Source organism: Vicinamibacterales bacterium (assembly GCA_036496585.1).
Classification (GTDB): Bacteria; Acidobacteriota; Vicinamibacteria; order Vicinamibacterales; family 2-12-FULL-66-21; genus JAICSD01.
The window spans coordinates 108,254-127,018 of record DASXLB010000039.1 but is presented as its reverse complement, the minus strand read 5'-3'; the positions used below and the strand labels follow the sequence as shown (position 1 = coordinate 127,018).

17 protein-coding genes are annotated in these 18,765 nt (G+C 69.1%); 9 read left to right on the top strand and 8 right to left on the bottom strand.

Translation table 11 applies throughout. The annotated features are described in order from the left end of the window. Nucleotides 1-133 precede the first annotated feature (133 nt). The 5 genes from VGI12_12880 to VGI12_12860 all read right to left on the bottom strand — a co-directional run bounded on the left by VGI12_12880 (nt 134) and on the right by VGI12_12860 (nt 6,098). Complete coding sequence (locus tag VGI12_12880; GenBank protein HEY2433562.1) at nt 134-2,026, bottom strand: hypothetical protein; 1,893 nt, start codon at nt 2,024-2,026, stop codon at nt 134-136. Continuing rightward, complete coding sequence (locus tag VGI12_12875) at nt 2,023-2,679, bottom strand: DUF305 domain-containing protein (protein HEY2433561.1); 657 nt, start codon at nt 2,677-2,679, stop codon at nt 2,023-2,025. Before VGI12_12875 ends, VGI12_12880 begins: the two co-directional genes overlap by 4 nt. 176 nt (nt 2,680-2,855) lie before the next feature. Further along, a complete protein-coding gene (locus VGI12_12870) occupies nt 2,856-3,674 on the bottom strand; it encodes an SDR family oxidoreductase (protein HEY2433560.1) in 819 nt (272 codons plus the stop codon). Further along, nucleotides 3,671-4,666, bottom strand: coding sequence for a sugar phosphate isomerase/epimerase family protein (locus VGI12_12865; protein HEY2433559.1), 996 nt, complete (start codon nt 4,664-4,666; stop codon nt 3,671-3,673). Before VGI12_12865 ends, VGI12_12870 begins: the two co-directional genes overlap by 4 nt. Nucleotides 4,667-4,877: 211 nt before the next feature. After that, entirely contained in the window at nt 4,878-6,098 is a 1,221-nt protein-coding gene (locus tag VGI12_12860; protein HEY2433558.1) for an MFS transporter, read from the bottom strand. An 11-nt stretch (nt 6,099-6,109) separates the two neighbouring features. On the opposite strand from VGI12_12860, the gene VGI12_12855 reads away from it, so the two are divergent. Beyond that, nucleotides 6,110-7,075, top strand: a complete 966-nt coding sequence (locus tag VGI12_12855) for a TIM barrel protein (protein ID HEY2433557.1) — start codon at nt 6,110-6,112, stop codon at nt 7,073-7,075. Here the strand turns inward: VGI12_12855 and VGI12_12850 are convergent. Continuing rightward, complete coding sequence (locus tag VGI12_12850; GenBank protein HEY2433556.1) at nt 7,068-7,838, bottom strand: 3-oxoacyl-ACP reductase family protein; 771 nt, start codon at nt 7,836-7,838, stop codon at nt 7,068-7,070. The genes VGI12_12855 and VGI12_12850 overlap by 8 nt on opposite strands. Before the next feature lie 281 nt (nt 7,839-8,119). Here VGI12_12850 and VGI12_12845 point away from each other — a divergent pair, with 281 nt between their 5' ends. Genes VGI12_12845 through ligD form a run of 3 tightly spaced genes read left to right on the top strand, consistent with a single transcriptional unit; the run spans nt 8,120 to nt 11,744 of the window. After that, the gene (locus tag VGI12_12845) at nt 8,120-10,039 is read left to right on the top strand and encodes a hypothetical protein (protein HEY2433555.1); all 1,920 of its coding nucleotides are present in this window, start codon (nt 8,120-8,122) and stop codon (nt 10,037-10,039) included. Further along, entirely contained in the window at nt 10,036-10,860 is an 825-nt protein-coding gene (locus VGI12_12840) for a hypothetical protein (protein ID HEY2433554.1), read from the top strand. Before VGI12_12845 ends, VGI12_12840 begins: the two co-directional genes overlap by 4 nt. Beyond that, the gene (gene ligD, locus VGI12_12835) at nt 10,857-11,744 is read left to right on the top strand and encodes a non-homologous end-joining DNA ligase (protein ID HEY2433553.1); all 888 of its coding nucleotides are present in this window, start codon (nt 10,857-10,859) and stop codon (nt 11,742-11,744) included. Before VGI12_12840 ends, ligD begins: the two co-directional genes overlap by 4 nt. 127 nt (nt 11,745-11,871) lie before the next feature. Here ligD and VGI12_12830 read toward each other — a convergent pair whose 3' ends face one another. Beyond that, nucleotides 11,872-12,420: a DUF488 domain-containing protein gene (locus tag VGI12_12830; protein HEY2433552.1), complete on the bottom strand. Its 549-nt coding sequence runs from the start codon at nt 12,418-12,420 to the stop codon at nt 11,872-11,874. Nucleotide 12,421: 1 nt separating this feature from the next. Next, nucleotides 12,422-14,875, bottom strand: a complete 2,454-nt coding sequence (locus VGI12_12825) for an ADOP family duplicated permease (protein ID HEY2433551.1) — start codon at nt 14,873-14,875, stop codon at nt 12,422-12,424. An 86-nt stretch (nt 14,876-14,961) separates the two neighbouring features. Between VGI12_12825 and VGI12_12820 the strand changes: the two genes are divergently transcribed. From VGI12_12820 to VGI12_12800, 5 genes are all read left to right on the top strand, one after another. Beyond that, nucleotides 14,962-16,242 (top strand): RNA polymerase sigma factor, encoded by a 1,281-nt coding sequence (locus VGI12_12820; GenBank protein HEY2433550.1) that lies wholly within the window; start codon nt 14,962-14,964, stop codon nt 16,240-16,242. Then, nucleotides 16,239-16,571, top strand: a complete 333-nt coding sequence (locus VGI12_12815) for a YciI family protein (protein HEY2433549.1) — start codon at nt 16,239-16,241, stop codon at nt 16,569-16,571. The genes VGI12_12820 and VGI12_12815 overlap by 4 nt, the downstream gene beginning before the upstream one ends. A 98-nt stretch (nt 16,572-16,669) precedes the next feature. Further along, nucleotides 16,670-17,638 carry a VWA domain-containing protein gene (locus VGI12_12810; protein HEY2433548.1) on the top strand — a complete coding sequence of 323 codons (969 nt, stop codon included), beginning with the start codon at nt 16,670-16,672 and terminating at the stop codon, nt 17,636-17,638. Beyond that, on the top strand, nt 17,638-18,378 hold the full coding sequence (locus VGI12_12805; GenBank protein HEY2433547.1) for a HipA family kinase: 741 nt from the start codon (nt 17,638-17,640) through the stop codon (nt 18,376-18,378). Before VGI12_12810 ends, VGI12_12805 begins: the two co-directional genes overlap by 1 nt. Then, nucleotides 18,368-18,754, top strand: a complete 387-nt coding sequence (locus VGI12_12800; GenBank protein HEY2433546.1) for a DUF3037 domain-containing protein — start codon at nt 18,368-18,370, stop codon at nt 18,752-18,754. Before VGI12_12805 ends, VGI12_12800 begins: the two co-directional genes overlap by 11 nt. The last annotated feature ends 11 nt before the right edge of the window (nt 18,755-18,765 follow it).

Genomic DNA, 18,765 nt, shown 5'->3' with positions numbered 1-18,765 from the left:
GCGCGCGCGATCACCGGGTCGGGCTGTCCAGTCTGGATTCACGTGTTGTTGAAGGCCGCTGCCGGATCCGGTCGGTGAGTACGCTTCTGAACAACGGCCGAGGCGCGCCGTGTGCGATCGCCGTCGCGTCAGCCTAGCGTTCGGCGCGACCCCTCATCGCCGACGCCAGCGCCTTCAGATGCGCGGCGTCGAGGCCCGACGCCGATGCCGCGTCGGCGTCGACCTGCTTCGCCACGCTCTCGAGCTGCTCGAGCGCCGGCTTGCCGGGATTGTCCTTGTCGGCGGCGCCGAGCGCCTTCTTCACCGCCGCGGCGCGCGCCGCGCTGATGCCATTGCTGCGGGTCAGCTGATCGAGGTAGGCGCGCGCCACGGTCACGGTCGGCGGGAACGTCACCTTCGGCTGCGCCTGGGCGTTGAAGTCGTCCAGCCGCACGCTCGACGCGGCGTCGATCTCGTTCTGGCTCAGGGACTCGCTCGGCAGCAGACGGAACACGTCAAGGCCGCGCACGATTTCAGACGCGTAGATCCGACCGTTGTACCAGTAGGTCGACCAGAAGCCGCCGATCACCAGCTTCTGCGCATCGATAGGCCCGCGATCGAAATAGGCGATCTCCACCGGATGCGCCGAGTCGGTGAAATCGAAGACCGACAGCCCGCCCTGGTACCACGCCTGCGTCATGATGTCGCGCCCCGGCACCGGGATGATCGAGCCGTTGTGCGCGACGCAGTTCTCCTGGTCGGTCTGCGGCGCCGGCATCTTGTAGTAACCCTTGAACACCAGCTTCTTGTCGACGATGTCGAAGATGGCGTCGGCGCCCCAGGTGAGCAGATCGGTGGCGCGGCAGCGCGGCGCGGTGCCGCCGCCCCATTCGTCGGTGAACACGACCTTGGTGCCGTCGTTGTTGAACGTCGCCGAGTGCCAGTAGGCGAAATTCTTGTCGGTCACCGCGTCGAGACGCACCGGGTGTACGGGATCCGAGATGTCGAGCAGGATGCCGTTGCCCGAGCAGGCGCCGGCGGCGAGGCCGGCCGCGGCCATCACCGTGATGTCGTGGCACTGGTTGGTCTGACTCGACGTCTGCGTGCCGGGGCCGAAGTTGCCGCGCTCGTGCAGGCCCGAGATCGCGCCCGTCTTCTCGTCGGCGAAGATGCGCGGACGGTTGACCACCTTCGCCTTGTCGGGCGAGGCCAGGGGCACCTGGATGACGTCGATGCTGAAGAGCGCGGTGTTCGCGTCCTTGTCTGGCGCCTCGCCGGAGCAGCCGGCGAGCTCGTCGGCCGCGCGCACCGAGCTGGTGCCGGAGCCATAGACGTAGATGTTGGCCTTGTCCTTCGGATCGACGACGAGCGTGTGGGTGTGCGAGCCGCGGCACGTCTGCACCGCCGCGACCTGCTTCGGCTTGTCGATGTCGGTGATGTCGAAGATGCGCACGCCGCGGAAGCGCTCGGCGCTGACCGCGTCGCTCACCCCCTGGGTGCCGCAGTCGACGCGCCCGCGCGTCTGCTCGACCGACATGAACAGCAGGTTGCCGTAGACCGACATGTCGCCCTGGCCGCCCGGGCAGACGATCGAGGCGAGCACGCGCGGCTTCTTGGGCGTCTCGATGTCGTAGATGTTGAAGCCGTTGAAATTGCCGAGGAAGAGATCGGCGCGGCGGAAAGCCAGATCGGAGTTGGCAAAGTCGAGCGAGCTGGCGATGCTGGCGCCGCGAGCCGCGGCGGCGCCGTTGGCGGCCGGTGCGCCTCCGGCCGGCGGGACGGTTGACGCGCCCGCAGGAGCGGCGCCCCCGTCGTTGGGCTGAAACGCCGGCGGTTTGCCCATCGACGACACGAGCTCGATGTTCTTCGCCGCGACGCCGGCGTCGGTCAAGCCGGCCTTCAGACCGACCCGCGGGTCGTTCGACTGCCGCGGCGCCGTCTGCACGACCTCCGGCTGCTGCGGCGGCTGCGTCGGGGCCGGTGCCTGCTGCGCCTGCTGTGCTCCAAAGGCCAGGCTTGCGGCGAGCGCCGCTCCCATCAGTCTCATTTCATCCGCTCCTTCAGCATGTCGCTCATGCGGTCGATTTCCATCTTCTGATCCGACTCGACGTCTGACGCGAAGGCAAAGATGTCCGACTGCTGCCCGGCACCTGGTGTGGCGAACAGGTCCTTCACCATGGTCAGCGCCCCCTCGTGGTGCTTGATCATGCCCTCGAGGAACAGCCGATCGAATTCGGGTCCCTTCGCCGCGGACAGCCGCGCCATCTCTTCCGGCGTCAGCATCCCGGGCATCATGACGGCGTGATCCATGCCTTCCATGCCGGCCATGCCGCGATGGGCGCGCGGATCCGGAGCGTCCTGGCCGCGGGCCTGCAGCCAGCGCTGCATCATCTTGATCTCGTCGGTCTGCGAGACGTGGATGCGGAGCCCGAGCTTCTTCATGTCGGGGTCGTTCGAGCGGGCGTCGATCAACTCGGTCATGTCGAGCGCCTGCGCGTGATGGTGAATCATCCCCTGCATGAAGGTGATGTCCGCCGTGGTCGCCTGCGGCACCTGCTTCGCGGCGTCCGCCGACACGACGCTGGTCGCCTGTCCTGGCGCGCCCGGCCGTACGACGGGCGGCCCCTGCGTGACGCCCGAGCTTCCGCAGGCGGACAGGACGGCGGTCAGCGGCACGAGGATCAGTGCGAGGGACTTCATGATCTCCGCTTTCGGGGGATCCTACCGTACGCGGTGTACCACCGCCGCCAATGCTTCGGGGGCGTCACGCCGCCGGAACCCAATCGCCAGCCTGCCCCGTCACGCCTCCGTCAGCAGGAGGTCGCAGGATAGTTCCAGTGCGAAGCGGCCGCGGCCATGATCGGTCTCGCGGCACGCTACGCGAAGACGGTGAAGCCGCCGTCCACCCTCAACACCTGGCCGTGGATGAACTTCGCCGCGGGCGTGCAGAGAAACGCCACCGCGTTGGCCTGGTCGCGCGGCGTGCCGTAGCGCGCCAGCGTCCCGTCCTCGACGAGCTGCGCCGGATCGAGCACGCGCGTGCGCTTGAAGCGCGCCGTCGCCGTCGCGCCCGGACTAACGCAGTTGATGCGGACGTTGTGCTCCCTCGTCTCGACGGCCAGACAGCGCGTGTAGTGGACGATCGCCGCCTTGATCGTCGAGTAGACGACTTCCGGCGACAGCCCGATGTGCGCCGCCGCCGACGCGATGTTGACGACCGAACCGGCGCGGCGGGCCAGCATGCCGGGGACGACCGCACGGCACATGAGCATCGTGCCGACCAGGTTGCGATCGATCAGCGCGCGCACGTCTTCCATCTTGATCTCGAGCGCGTTGTTCGGCTTCGGCTTGCCGCCCGCCGCGGCGATGTCGCCGCCGGCGGTGTTGACCAGGATCGAGATCGGACCGAGCGCCCGCTCGATTTCCCGCGCCATCGCGGCGGTGCGCTGCTCGTCCGCGATGTCGCCGGTGACGAGGCAGGTCGGGCCTCCAATCGCCGCGACGTCGGCGTAGGACGCGGCGAGGTCGGTGAACTCTCCGAACTCTGCCGGCGCCTGCTCGTCACGATCGTGGACGGCGACGCTGGCACCAAGTTCCGCGAGCCGCCGCGCGATGGCGTGCCCGAGGCCGCGTCCCGATCCGGTGACCAGCGCCACCTGACCCGCCAACGAGAATTCCGGATCGGTCGTCGTCACGGTTGCTCCCACGCAAATGCCGTCATGCGCTGCACACTCCGGCGGACCTGATTCAGTTCATAGGCCACGATCTCTTCCGGCGAGGCGTGGCGCTCCCAAGGCGTCGTAGACGGATCACCTTCCGGGAGGCGGCCCTGGCGCAGACGGCCGATCGCCGCCGCCAGCTCCGCCGCGGCGCGCCGCGGATAGCCGTTCCACCAGTCCGGCGTGAACAGCCGGATGTGCCGCGCCTCGAGCGCCCCCGGCTCGATCGACGCCGTCAGCACAGGCTGCGCGGCTTGCAACACCCCGCGCAGCTCGGCGAAGGGGACGGCGCCCTCGCCAATAGCACAGCGGATCAGGCGATAGCCTTCATCGGTGAACTGGGCGACGTAGTCTTTGAGGTGAACGTGGCGGATGCGGTGGGCGGCACGGCGCGCGAACGCAACCGGATCCTCGCCGACCGCGAACGGGTTCCCGGTGTCGAAGACGATGCCGACGTTCGGTCCGGCCGACTCCGCCATCTCGACGAGTTCTTCGCTGCCGAAGTCCTGGTGGTCCTCGATCGCGATCGTGACACCGGCGTCGGCGGCGCGCGGCGCCTCGCGCCCGAGCGTTTCGCGCGCGTGCGCCACGAGCACGTGCCACCGCGATCCCCATCGGTCGCGCGATCCCTCGAGCACCGGCGTCAGCCCCAATCGGATCAGGCTGCTGCCGACCGCGCGGGCGTGCGCGATCGCCGTTTCGAGCGTTTCACCCGGCTCGTGCGTCAAGCCGGTGCTCAATACCGCCGTTGCGCCGAGCGCGGTGCAGGCGTCCCGGACGCGCGCGCGTGCCGCCGGCGCGCCGTCGAGCCACGGCGCGTGCACTTCGACACACGCGGCCTGCGTCTCGCGCGCCAGAGCGAGGAAGCCCTCGAGCCCGACCGGCGACGGGTTGGCCCGCGGCGTGCCGGCGCCCTGCAGACCGACGGCGTAGGCCAGTCCATAGGGATTGAGGCCAATACGAAGCATGTGCGACCTCATGTTATCGCGCCCGTTCTTCGGTCGGCGGCTGGGCCATGGTGCGGGCTTGCCGTGAAGGTCAGAGGCTATCTCATAAATGTCGGTTGCAATCGCCGGCGAGCGAGCGCAGCAAGTGAGCCACGCGACCGGCGCGCGCCGGCGCAGCGGCGCGCGAGGAAGCGTGTGCGGGAGTCCGAGGGGCGAAGCCCCTTGGATGAGACTAGATGCGCACGGCCTTGTAGCCGCCGCGCGAGCGGTAGTGAATCCACAGCCCCACGAAGATGACGCCGAGCATCGCCGGCGCCAGCGCCATCATCTGCAGCGCCGCGCCGGCACCGAGCTTGTCGATGCGCGCCCCCATCAGCGGCAGCGCGACGGCGGTGGCGAGCATGCCGAAGCCGCCCATGACTGACATCAGCAGCGCGCCGCCCTTCGGCAGCTGCTCCGAGGCGAGCCCCAGCATCGTCGGCACGAAGAAGGTCTTGCCGACGCCGAACACGGTGGCGGCGGTGAAAGCGACGATCGCCCCGTCCCCCGGGTGCAGGCTCCCCAGCCAATAGAGGCCGATGCAGGTGCCGACCGCGCAGAAGATGGTCGTGACGATGGGGTTGCGCTGCGACCAGTCGCCGCCGAACGTGCGCAGCAGGAACATCAGGCCTGCGGTGTAGACGAGAAACAACACCCCCTGCAGCTGCGGGATGAGATCGCCCATCACTTTCGGGAACCACTGATCGGGGCCGAGCTCGGCCGCCGAGCCGAGGCCGTTGCAGATGCAGAACAGCAGGAACAGCGGCCGCAGCGCTTCGCGCCACATCTCACCCGTCGTGACCTTCGACTGCACGCGCTCGGTCGCCGGGTAGCGCTGGGTCAGCGCCATCACCAGATAGAGCGCCGCCGGCACCATGATCAACGAGAGCTCGAGCTGCCAGCTCGCGTGCAGCAGCTTCGTCATGACGACGGCCGCCAGCCCGCCGATGATCTGGCCGCCCGGCCACCAGGCATGCAGCATGATCAGGCGCCGCGTTTTCTCTTCGGGGTAGACCGTCACCGTGAGCGGGTTGATGACGCCTTCGACGAGCCCCTGCGAGAGTCCCATGACGAGGAACGCGACGTAGAGCAGAATCGTGCCGGCGTTGTCGAAGATCGACGCCACCGGCCCGGTCGGACGCGGCGCGACGAGCACCAGCAGCACCGCGACGATGTAGCCGGCGCCCGACAGCACGTGCAGGCGCTTCATGCCGAGCACGTCGATCACCGCGCCGCTGGCCACGGCGCCGACCGCGAACGCCCAGAACGCCGGGCTGAAGACGAACCCGAGCTGTTCGTTGGTGATGTGAAAGGCGCCGCTCATCGCGTTGGCGACGTCGCCGCGCAGGGCGAACGACATCGAGGTGGTGACGAGCGAGACCGCGCTGACGGTGAAAAGCGCCCGTTTGTTCATAGAATGTGGCGATGCGCCTGGGCCTCGACATGTTCAGCCTGCGTTCGCAGGGATGGAGTCCCTTCGAGCAGCTCGACTTCGCCGCCCGTTTCGGCGCCGGCGTCGCGCACTACAGCGAGATCAGGCTGCTCGGCGGCCTCGCGCCCGATCATATACGGCGCGTCCGGGCGCACGCCGACGCGCTCGGCATCGAGCTCGAGCTGGGCATGCTGTCGATCTGCCCGAGCGCCGGCATCTTCGACGCGTCGAAGGGGGCCGCCGCGGAACAGATCGCCGCGATGCTGCCCGCCGCACAAATGCTCGGCTCGCCGTTCGTGCGCTGCGTGGTCGGGCGGATGGAGGATCGCCGGCTGCCCGGCGGCATCGAGAAGCGGATCGACGACGCAATCGGCGTGCTGCGATCGGTGCGCTCGAGAGTGGTCGACGCCGGCCTGAAGCTGGCGATCGAGAACCACGCCGGTGATCTGCAGGCCCGCGAGCTGAAGGCGCTCGTCGAGCAGGCGGGTCCCGACTTCGTCGGCGTCTGCGTCGACGCCGGCAACCCGCTCTGGGCGATCGAGGATCCGCACCTGACGCTCGAAACGCTGGCGCCCTACGTGCTCACCAGCCACGTGCGCGACAGCCGCGTATGGCGCGTGCGCGACGGGACCGCTGTCGCCTGGACGCGGATGGGCGAAGGCAACATCGACATCGCGGGCTGGATTCGCGCGTTCGTCGAACGCTGCCCTGGCCGCGCGCTCTCGCTCGAGATCATCGTCATCCCGGCGCCGACCGTGCACCGCCATCGCGAGGCCGGCTTCTGGGACGCCTATCGCGCCATGCCGGCGTGGGAATTCGATCGATTCGAAGCGCTGGCCGACGGCGGCAGGCCGTACGTGGTTGAGGGGGCGGAGGACCCCGTCGCGCGCGAGCGCGAGGACGTGGAGACGAGCCTGCACTGGACGAAGCGCTTCCTGGACCAAGAGGGGCTCACGTGAGCCGCGGCGGCTGCATGAACAGGCCACCGTCGACGCTGATCGTCTGCCCGGTGATGAAGCGGGCGGCATCGGTGGCCAGGAACACCACCGCTGCGGCGACATCTTCCGGCAGGCCGACCCGGCCCATCGGCGTAATCCGCGCGAACTGCCCGGCGTAGTCCGATAGCTCGCGGCTGGTGCGCTCGACGAGGATCGCACCGGGGGCAACGCAGTTGACGCGAATCTGCTGCGGCGCGAGTGACAGCGCCGCGACCTTCGTCAGCATCTCGACGCCGCCTTTACTCGCCGTGTAGGCGACGAGCGTCGGAAAGGGGACGTAGTTGCATCCCGACCCGATGTTGACGATCGACCCGCCGGACTTGGTCATGTGACGCGCGGCGGCCTGCGTGCAGAGAAAGGTGCCTTTCAGGTTCGTGTCGATCACGCGGTCCCAGTCGGATTCCGTCACGTCGAGGAACGCCCCGTCGGTCTGCACCGCGGCGTTGTTGACGAGCACGTCGAGCCGACCGAACGCGTCGACCGCGGCGGCGAACATCGCCCGGACCTCGATCGCGCTGCGCACATCGGCTTCGAGCGCCATCGCGGCGACCCCGAGCTCGCGCAGCTCGCGCACGGCCTCGTCGGCCTGTTCGCGGCCGCCGATGTAGTTGACCGCGACACGGCACCCCTCACGCGCCAGGCATTGCCCAATCGTCCGTCCGATGCCCGTCGCCCCGCCGGTGACGAGCGCGGCGCGTCCCTCCAGTGATGGTCCCATCTGCATGCCGGGGACATTTTAGGAAGTTTTTAGGATTCGCGGCAGGTTCTCTAGGAACGACGGCGCCGTCCAGACCGGCCCTGAGAAACATGACAACCGTGACGCGCAGACAGACGCCGACGACCGTGGTTGCGAAGTGGATCGAGAAACGATAGATTCGACCAGCGTTTCAGGACGCAGCCTGTCCGCGGAAAGGGCCGAGCCCACCTGAGCCGTTCGCCGCACCACTGATCTCGATCTTCTTTCAGCCTGACGTGCGGACGCGGGCGCTCTCGAAAGGAGATCCCATGTCCGACACGCCGCTCGACCTCCCGCCGCGTCCGTCGCTGCAGCAGCTCCGCAAACAGGCCAAGGAACGGCTCGACGCGATGCCTGAGGCCAGGCTCGCCGACGCGCAGCTCGCGCTGGCGCGCGACTACGGCTTCGAGAGCTGGCCAAAGCTGGCACGGCATGTCGAGGCGGTCAGGCGACCCGAGGTCGCACAGCACGAGCGGATTGCGCGCGACATGGTCGCGGCGTTCCACCGCCGCGACGAGGAGGCCGTCGCGCGGCTCAACGATCTCTTTCACAGCATGCTCTCGGTCGATCGCATTCGCGACTTCATCGGCGCACAGCTCGTCGATCTGCCCGCCGCCGCCGAGCGCCTGGCGCGCTTCGAGGCGCGCGACGCGCGACTGCTCGTCGCCCGCCTGTACGGATTCGAGGACTGGGACGCGCTCATCATGGCCAGCACCGGCGCCAACGCCGGCGGCCGCGCCGACGCGCCCGGACTCAGCACGACAGCTCCCTTTCACCGCATCGACGCCGAGGGGCGCTCCCTGTCGATTCAGCAGCCGATGTCGCGGCGCGACTGGGACACGATCATCGGCATCATGCGCGACCGCGGGATCGTCGAGCTCGAAGCGCAGAACATGCTGGACGACGAGGCGATGGCAGTCCTCGCGGCCGCTGCGCCGCACGTCCGCATACTCAAGCTGCACGGGTCCGACCGCGTCACCGACGTGGGGCTGAAGCACCTCGCGGCGTTTCGCGATCTCGAAAGGATCGAGCTCGGCGGCTGGCACAGCGCGATGACCGACACGGGCTTCGCGGCGCTGCGGGGATTGCCCCGCCTGCGGTCGGTCGGCGCCTGGTGGTCGCGGCGGATCACCGACGCCGGCGCCAGGCAGACCCTCGCCGACTGTCACGCTCTGGAGGATGGGAATTTCGGCGGCACTCCGCTTGGCGACGGCCTGATCGAGGCACTTGCCGGCAAGCCGGGCGTGTGGCGCGTCTTCTGCGGCGATGGCGTGACCGACGCAGGACTGGCGCGGCTGCGCGACATTCCCCGCCTGCAGCATTGGAGCGGCGGCGAACGGCGGTACTCGCTGCTCGAGTTCGATGCCGGCCCGACCTACGTCGCCGTGAAAGGCCCGTTCACCGCCGCCGGGCTCCAGTCGCTCGCGGGCCTCGACGGGCTCTTCGCCTTGAACGTGCACTGGACGTCTTCTGAGACGACGAGCCGCGATCTTGGCCGGCTGGCGTCGCTGACCAATCTCGGGTTCCTCGCCATCGACGGCGATTTGTGTGACGACGAAGCGATGCGGCAGATCGGCCAGCTGCCGGCGTTACGCATGCTGCTGGCGCAGCAGCCGGTCGCCGGCGACGACGGGTTCGCCGGCCTGAGCGCGTCGAAGAGCCTGGAGTATCTGTGGGGACGGCAATGCCCGGGGCTGACCGGGCGCGGCTTCACCGCGATGGCGTCGATGCCATCGCTCACAGGTCTCGCCGTCAGCTGCAAGAACGTCGATGACGACGCGCTCACGATGCTGCCGCGCTTTCCGTCACTGCGCGCGCTGATGCCGATGGATGTCGGCGACGAGGGTTTTCGTCACGTCGGCCGCTGCGAGCACCTCGCGCAGCTGTGGTGCATGTATTGTCGCGACACCGGCGACGCCGCGACGGAACACGTCGCGAATCTGCGGCTGAAGATCTACTACGCAGGGTCGACGCAGATCACCGATCGAAGCCTGCTGCTCCTGTCGCGCATGCTCACGCTGGAGCGGATCCATCTCCATCACTGCCAAAAGCTGACCAACGCCGGCGTCCAGGCCCTGGTGCGGCATCCGACGCTGCACGAACTGTCGATCGAGGGCTGCCGCAACGTGACGCGCGCCGGCGTGGCGAATGCGGCGCCACACCTTCGCGTAAGCTACTCCGCGCGATGAGCCCCTTTCCCGAGTGGCTGGCGCCGATGGCGGCGACGCTCACCGAGCAGCGCTTCGCCGGGCCGGAGTGGCTGTTCGAGCGCAAGTACGACGGCATCCGGCTGCTCGCTTTCAAGCACGGGGAGGACGTACGGCTCTATTCGCGCAACCGTCTGCCGCAGAACATCCCGGCGCTCGCCGCCAATATCGCCGCCCTGCCGGTTGACGATCTGATCCTCGACGGCGAGATCACCTGGGATCGCGAGAGCGGTTACCACGTGTTCGACGTCCTCTGGCACGGCGGCCGGCTCGTCACGTCGCTGCCGCTCGTCGAGCGCCGGGCGCTCCTCGCCGCGCTGCCGCTGACACCGCCGCTCCACCGCGTCGCCTCACTCGACGGCCCGGCGCCCTGGGAACGCGCCTGCGCCGAAGGCTGGGAAGGGGTCATCGCCAAGCGCCGCGATTCGGTCTACGAACACCGCCGCTCGAAGCAGTGGCTGAAGATGAAGTGCGAGGCGACTGCCGAGCTGGTGGTCGGCGGGTTCACCGATCCCCAGGGGGCGCGGGTCGGCCTCGGAGCGCTACTGGTCGGACTGTTCGAATCCGACGACTTCGTCTTCGCCGGCAAAGTCGGCACCGGCTTCGACACGACGCTGCTGCTCGATCTGCGCCGGCGTTTCGAGGCGCTCGAGATTCCCAAGACGCCGTTCACCAAAGCGAAGGGACTGCCGCGGCTTCGCACCCACTGGGTGCGGCCCGAGATCCGCGTCAAGGTAGCGTTCATCGAATGGACCGTGCATCGCAAGCTGCGCCACTCGCGGCTGCTCGAGGTGCTCACGTGATCACGCATCCCGAGAAAGTGCTCTTCCCCGAGGACGGCATCACCAAGGGAGAGGTCGCGGCCTATTACGAGGCGATCGCGCCGGTGCTCCTGCCGCACATCAGGAACAGGCCGGTGACGCTGGAACGCTACCCGGCCGGCATCGACAAGAAGGGCTTCTGGCAGAAGGACGTCTCGAAGGGCTTTCCCGCCTGGCTCGAACGCGTCGAGGTCCCGAAGAAAGGCGGCGTCGTCCACCACGCGCTCGTCACCGACGTGCGCTCGCTCATGTGGGTGGTCAACCAGAATACGATCACCCCGCACGTCTGGACGTCGCGGGTGCCGGATCTCGATCACGCCGACATCCTCGTCTTCGATCTCGATCCGCCGGACGACCGCAAGCCGGACCTGCTGCGCGCCGCCGCCGTCGGCCTCCGCGATCTGCTCGAGGAGCTCGGGCTCCCCAGCTGGATCAAGACGACCGGCTCGAAAGGCTTCCACATCTGCGTGCCGCTCGACGCCAAGACCGACAAGGGCAAAGCGGCGGGCTTCGCCCACGCGGTCGGCCGACTGCTGGTGTCGCGGCATCCCAGGGAGCTGACGCTCGAGTTCTACAAGGACGATCGCGCCGGACGGATCCTCGTCGACACGGGGCGCAACGACTACAGCGCCACCTTCGCCGCCGCCTACGCGGTGCGGCCGAAGAACGGCGCGCCGGTCTCGGCCCCCTGCACGTGGGAGGAGGCGATCTCCGGCGAAGTCGGCCCGCAATCATTCACCCTGGGCAACGTGCCCGCCCGGGTCGAGCGCATCGGCGATGTGTGGGCCGACATGCGGCGGCGCCGTCGATCGCTGCGGCCGGCGATCGAGAAACTTCGAAAGCTGACCACCGAGAACCACGGATAGACGCGCCCACGCTCGGCGCTCTTCGGGATGATCCCGATTTCCCCGGCCTCGTTCAACCGCCGGAGCACGGTGTGGATCATCGCCAGCTCGTTGGAATACGACGACAGATCGACGGCGATCGCACGCCTCAGGGAAGCAGCCCTGGCTGCGACGGCGGGTACGCGATCGTACCGTCGCGCTCGACAACCGCGCCGGGAGTCAGGATGGCGTCCTGCCGCTTGCCCGGCGCGAGCAGATGGATCACCATCCAGCCGCGCGCCAGCATGTAGTCCGCGATCAACCGCCGGTGGCACTGCCACCAGACGGCTTCCGCGCACATGAACGCCGTCGGCCGCTCGCGCGCCAACGCTTCGAGCGCGTCGAGCGCCTCGGCGAACGCCGGCGTCTCCGCGTAGTCGGCGTAGTTGCGGAACGCCTCGACCTTCCACAGCCCGTTGCGCGACGCGCCGCTCTTCTTCGCGGTGCGCCGCCCACCGAGCGCCGGCAGCTGGTGGTAGTCGATCCCGGCGTCTTCGAGCGCGGCGGCCAGCGCGCTGCTGTTGAACTGCGGATGCCGCTTCGACGCCGGAAACGCACGCACGTCGGCGATGCGGGTCACGCCGGCCTGCCGCAGGATGGCGGCGAACGCATCAATGGACCGCGTCGAGTGTCCGACGGTAAAGACGCTGGGGGTCACCTCAATCGGCGCGCAGAGCCTGGACGACGTCGATACGCGACGCGCGGGCGGCGGGCATCAGCGAGGCGAGGACGGCTGCCGCGACCAGCAGGCCTGCGGCGCCGCCGATGGCCGCGGCGCCGGGCAAATGCATCTCCTGCACCGACGCGCGGACGACCATCGCCAGCAGATAGCCGCCGGCGGCGCCGGCGGCGATGCCGATGGCCGCGATCACTGCGCCTTCGCCGAGCACACGGCCGAGCAACTCGCGCGGCGTCGACCCGATCGCCAGGCGGACGCCAAACTCGCGCGTCCGCGCCGACACCGAGAACGCCAGCACCCCCGCCACGCCGACGATCGCGATCACCAGCGCCACGCCGGCGAACCCGCCGAACACCAGCGCGTTCAGCCGGTCCGGCGCCAGCACTTCAGCGCGGACGTCGTCGAGCGTCGCGGCGCGCTCCACCGGCTGATCGGCGGACAGGTCGCGGATGATGCGCGTGATCGGCGGCACCAGCGCGTAGGGGTCCGTGCGCGCGTGCACGAAGAGGCGGCCGCCGCCGATCTCCTGCTCGAAGGGATGGTAGACGCTCATCGCCGGCCCCGGCACGACGTTCTCGTCGTCGATGTCGCCGGCGATGCCGATGATGCGCCGGGGCTCGGTGCTGATCGGGATGAATTTCATCACCGGATCCGTCCACACGAAATAGCGGTTCAGCGCGTCCTGATTCGGGAACATCCGCTGCGCCACGCTCTGGCTGACGATGACGACGTGCTCGCTGTCGGCGCGATCGGCGTCGGAGAAATCACGGCCGGCGATGATCGGCACGCCGAGCGACGCGAAGAATCCCGGCGACACGGTGCGGAACCGCGCGCGTGGATCCTCCTCGCCATTCTCCTTGGCATAGCCCTGCACCGAGAACTGGAACCCGGGACCGAACGCGCCGGCGTCGCGCCACGGCACGATCGTTCCGACGGCGACCCGCTCGACGCCAGGCAGCTCGCCGATGCGGCGCAGCGCGTCTTTGTAGAGGCGCGCGACGTCCTTCGGCGACCGTTCGTACGACACGACCGGCACGTTCAGCGCCAGCACCTGGTGCATGTCGCCGAATCCCGTCGGCGTCCGCTCGAGGCGCATCAGCGTCGTGAGCAGCATGCCGGCTCCCGCCAGCAGCACGAACGACGCCGCGATCTGGGTCACGGCGAACGCCCGCAGGCGCCGGTTCGCGCCCGACGTGACGCGCGTGCCGCCGGCGGCGAGCGAAAAGCCGTTCGCCGAGTCCGATTCCGGCAGCCGCGGCACGAACGCCAGCAGCACCGCCGCGGCGACCGCGAGCCCGGCGCCCACCCACAGCAGACTCGCGTCGACGGTCAGGTCGAGCGCCCGTACCGAGAAGCGGGCAGCGTAGCGCGCCAGGACCGAGACCATCGGACGCGCCAGCAGCACGCCGAGCACGGCTCCAGCGCCGCACAGGAGGAGGCTTTCGGCGAGCAGCGTGCGCCGCAGCGCCCAGCGACCCGCGCCGAGCGCGGCGCGCACCGCCAGTTCCCCCTGGCGCCGCACCGAACGCGCCAGAATCAGGTTCGCGACGTTCGAGCAGGCGATGATGAAGACCAGGCCCGACGCGGCGAGCAGCACGAGCAGCACCGTCCGCGCCTGCGACGTGATCTGATCGCGCAGCTGGACGACGGTGAGCTGCGTATCCCCCTTCTTGTCGTACGACTCGGGGTGATCGCGCATCATGCCGGCGTGGATGGCCCGCAGCTCGGCGGCCGCCTGGCCGAGCGTCGTGTTCGGCGCCAGTCGTCCGAAGAGCTCCGTCATGCGGTGGACGCGCCCTTCGACCATCGTCGCCGACAGATGGTGCGGACTGGTGACGACGTTGGCGATGATCTCCGTCTCCGACGGATAGGGAACGGACGGCTCGAGCACGCCGACGATCGTCGCCGAGCGGTCGCCGAGCCTGATGGTCTTGCCGATCACCGTCGGATCGCTGCCGAGCGTCGTCGTCCAGAAGCGGTAGGTGAGCACGGCCGCGCCGGCCGCCTTCGGACCGTCGTCGGTGGCGTCGAGCAGCCGACCTCGGACGGCTCGCAGACCCATCACGTCGAAGTAGGAGCCGCCGACGACGCCGGCGCGAACGACCCGAGGTTCGCCGAGGCCGACCATGGTGAACGAAATCGTCGAGAAGTCGCCGAACGCGCTGATCGTCGTCGCCCGCGTCTTGAAGTCGCGGATCTCGGGCACCGAGAAATTGGCGTTCTCGACGCCGGCGCCGCGGGCGCTCTGGCGAATATAGATGAGACGGTCCTCGTCGCGGTTGGCCAGCGGGCGCAGGAGCACGCCGCGGACGACGCTGAAGATGGCGGCGTTGGCGCCGATCCCGAGCGCCAGGGTCACGACGACCGTCAGGGAGAGCCCCCTGGCACGCAGGAGCGATCGAAAGGCGAAACGGAGGTCGGTCACGATACCCATATCTATACCTCTTACGCGCCGGCCGGCGAACCTTTTAACCGTGCGTACCCTCTTGTCGATCCGGCGGGCCGGCAATCGACAACCTCATGAAGGAGGTCGCGTCGCGCCGGGTACAATCGACTGCCGTGGCGGCGATCGATCCCATCAACGAGACGGTCAAAGCGGTATACGTCGCGGAATCGCGGCGCGTGCTGGCGACGTTGATCCGGCTGCTCGGCGACTTCGAGGCGGCGGAAGAGGCGCTTCACGACGCGTTCCGGGCGGCGCTCGAACAGTGGCCGCGCGACGGCGTCCCGGCGAATCCGCGCGCCTGGCTGGTCTCGGCGGGACGGTTCAAGGCCATCGACGCGATGCGGCGCCGCGCCCGCTTCGACCAGCTTGACGAGCAGCAGGCGACCGAGCGGCTGCCAGTCCAGGATGTCGCAGCGTGGGCCGACGAGGAGAGCGTGGAAGACGATCGGCTGCGGCTGATTTTTACCTGCTGCCATCCGGCGCTCGCGCCCGACGCGCAGATCGCGTTGACGCTGCGCGAGGTCTGCGGACTGACCACAGAAGAAATCGCGCAGGCGTTTCTGACGCCGCCGCCCACCCTGGCGCAGCGGATCGTCCGCGCCAAGGCGAAGATCCGAAGCGCCCGGATTCCGTACCGGGTACCGGACGCGCCGGAGCTGCCGCAGCGGCTCGGCGCCGTGCTGCGGGTGATCTACCTCGTGTTCAACGAGGGATACGCCGCCTCGTCGGGCCGCTCGTTGACGAGGCACGACCTGTCGTCGGAGGCGATTCGGCTGGGGCGGCTGCTCGTCGAGATGCTTCCCGAAGCCGAGGCGCGCGGCCTGCTGGCGCTGATGCTGCTCCATGAATCGCGGCGCGCCGCCCGCTCGACCGCCGAGGGGGAGGTCATCCTGCTCGACGATCAGGACCGCAGCCTCTGGGATCGCGCCTCGATCGAGGAGGGGCTTCAGCTCGTGCGGGAGTCGCTGCGCGCCAGGCCGGTCGGGCCGTATGCCGTTCAGGCCGCGATTGCCGCCGTCCACGCGACGGCGCCGCGCGCCGCCGACACGGACTGGAACGAGATTGTCGGGCTCTACGACGTGCTCGGGCGCCTGGAGCCGTCCCCGGTCATTGAGCTGAATCGCGCTGTCGCGGTGGCTATGCGCGACGGCCCGGCGGCCGGCGTCGCGCTGATCGAGGCGATTCTCGCGCGCGGCCAGCTCGCCGACTACCGCCCCGCGCACGCCGCGCGCGCCGAGCTGTGCCGGCGGCTCGGCGCGAAAGCCGCCGCCCGCACCTCCTACGAGCGTGCCCTGGCGCTGACGAAACAGGAACCGGAGCGGCGTTATCTCGAGCGGAGGCTCGCCGAACTATGAAGTATCTGTGTCTGGTGTATCTCGGCAAGGACAAGTGGAGCGCGGTGCCGGATCGCGAGTGCAAGAATTGCGGCGACGGACTGCGCCTGAGCGGCAAGCTGCTCGCCGCCGAGCCGCTCGAGCCCATCGAAACGGCGACCTCCGTGCGCGTCCGCAATGGCCAGATCGCGATCACCGACGGGCCGTTCGCCGAGACGAAGGAGCACCTCGCCGGCTTCTATCTCGTCGATGCCGCCGACCTCGACGAAGCGATCCAGATCGCCTCGAAGATCCCGCCGGCGCGCGAAGGGACGATAGAAGTCCGCCCGGTGCGCGAACTGCAGCCCTAGACTTACGTTCCTGCACGCCGCCGGATCGCCCTGCGTCGCGCCCACGAGGAGCCGGTGCGCCACCTGTCGCGTATCGAGTCCGGGGATAGAATCGGGACATGACCCGCCGCCTCGCCGGTCCGCTCGCAGGGCTCCTCGGCCTGTGCTGTCTGTGGTCCACGCCGTCCGCGGCCACCCAGTCCGCGGCGCCGCAGCAGCCCTCCACGTTTCGGGGAAGCAGCGAGCTGGTGCGCGTCTTCGCGACGGTCCTCGACAAGGACGGCCGCCTCGTCACGACGCTGACCAAGGATCAGTTCGAACTCCGTGACGACGGCAAGCCGCAGCCACTGACGCTCTTCGACAACACACCCCAGCCGATCAAGCTGATCGAGATGCTCGACGTGTCGGGCAGCATGGAAGGCAACCTGCCGATCCTGCGTGAGGCGTCGGACGCGCTCTTCACGCGGCTGCGTCCAGACGACCTCGTCCGCGTCGGCGCCTTCGGTCACGAAGTGAAGATCAGCGAGCCTTTCACCAACGACATCCGCGATCTGCGGGCGTTCGTGCCACGTTACATCGCCCCCGATGCGCCGACGCCGCTGTGGCACGCGCTCGAGGAGGCGATCGCCGGCTTCGGCAAGGAGCAGGACGAGCGCCGCGCGATCCTGGTGATGACCGACGGCAAGGACACCGGCGCGATCGGCATCGGCGGATTCGGCCGCCACGTGCCCAGCCAGGGCGGCGTCATCGATCGCGCGCGCGACGCCGACACCATGATCTACGCCGTCGGCATGCGCAGCCGGCAGCGGCCGCACGGGCAGACCGACATGCGCGCGATGATGCTCGACGACCTGCCGGATCCCGGTCTCGCCAAGGTCGCCGAGGAAACCGGCGGCGGCTACCTCGAGATCCACGGCGGCGAGGATCTCTCGTCCGCGTTCGCACATGTCGCCGACGAGCTGCACGGTCAGTATTTGCTCGGCTACGTGCCGCCGAAGCGCGACGGCAAGGTGCACTCGATCGACGTCCGCGTCACCGACAAGAGCCTGAAGCCGCGCGCCCGCAAGAATTACGTCGCGCCGAAATAGTGCGAACCGTCAGCGTCACCCGCTATGTCACGCCGCTGCGCGAGGGCGGTTCGCTGCCCGGGCTGGTCGAGGCAGACGACGAAGGGCTGTACGTCCTGAAGTTCAGCGCCGCCGGTCACGGCGTCCTCGCCCTCGTCGCCGAGCTGGTCTCGGGCGAGATCGCGCGCACGCTCGGCCTACCGGTGCCGGAACTGGTCCTGGCGCGCCTCGACGCCGAACTGGCGCGCACCGAGCCCGACCCCGAGATCCACGCGCTCATCCACGACAGCGCCGGACTCAATCTGGCGCTGGACTTCCTTCCCGGATCGGTGAACTTCGATCCGCTGGTGCACGCGCTGACGCCGGCGCTCGCGTCGCGCATCGTCTGGCTCGACGGCTTCGTCAGCAACGTGGACCGGACCGCGCGAAACACCAACATGCTGATGTGGCACCGCACGCCGTGGCTCATCGATCACGGGTCGTCGCTGTACTTCCATCATGCCGACGGCTGGCAGAACGAGCCGGCTCGGGCGACGGCGCCGTTTCCGGCGATCCGCGACCACGTGCTGCTGCGCCTCGCCTCACAGATTCGCGAGGAGGACGCGGCACTGGCGGCGGCACTCACGCCCGCCGCGATCGACGCGGTGCTGGACCGGGTGCCGGAGGAGTGGGCGATCGACGTGGCGCCGTACCGGCGGTATTTCCTGGAACGGCTCGCGGCGCCGCGCGCCTTCGTCGAGGAGGCCGCCGGTGCCCGCTGACTACACCTACGACTACGCGATCGTCCGCGTCGTACCGCGCATCGATCGTGGCGAGCAGATCAACGTCGGCGTCATCCTGTCGTGCGCCGACACCGACTTTCTCGACGCCCGCATCGAGATCGACGAAGCGGTCCTGCGCGCGCTCGATCCGGCGCTCGATCTGGCGACGCTGCGCGCCAACCTCGACGTCATTCCCGCGGTCTGCCGCGGCGGTCCCGAGGCCGGCCCGATCGGGCTCCTGCCGGCGCGCAACCGTTTCCGCTGGCTCGTCGCGCCGCGCAGCACGATCATCCAGCCGTCGGCGGTTCACACCGGCCGCACCAGCGATCCCGCCGCCTGCCTCGAGCACCTCATGGACCGCACCGTCCGCCGCTGATAAACCGGGGC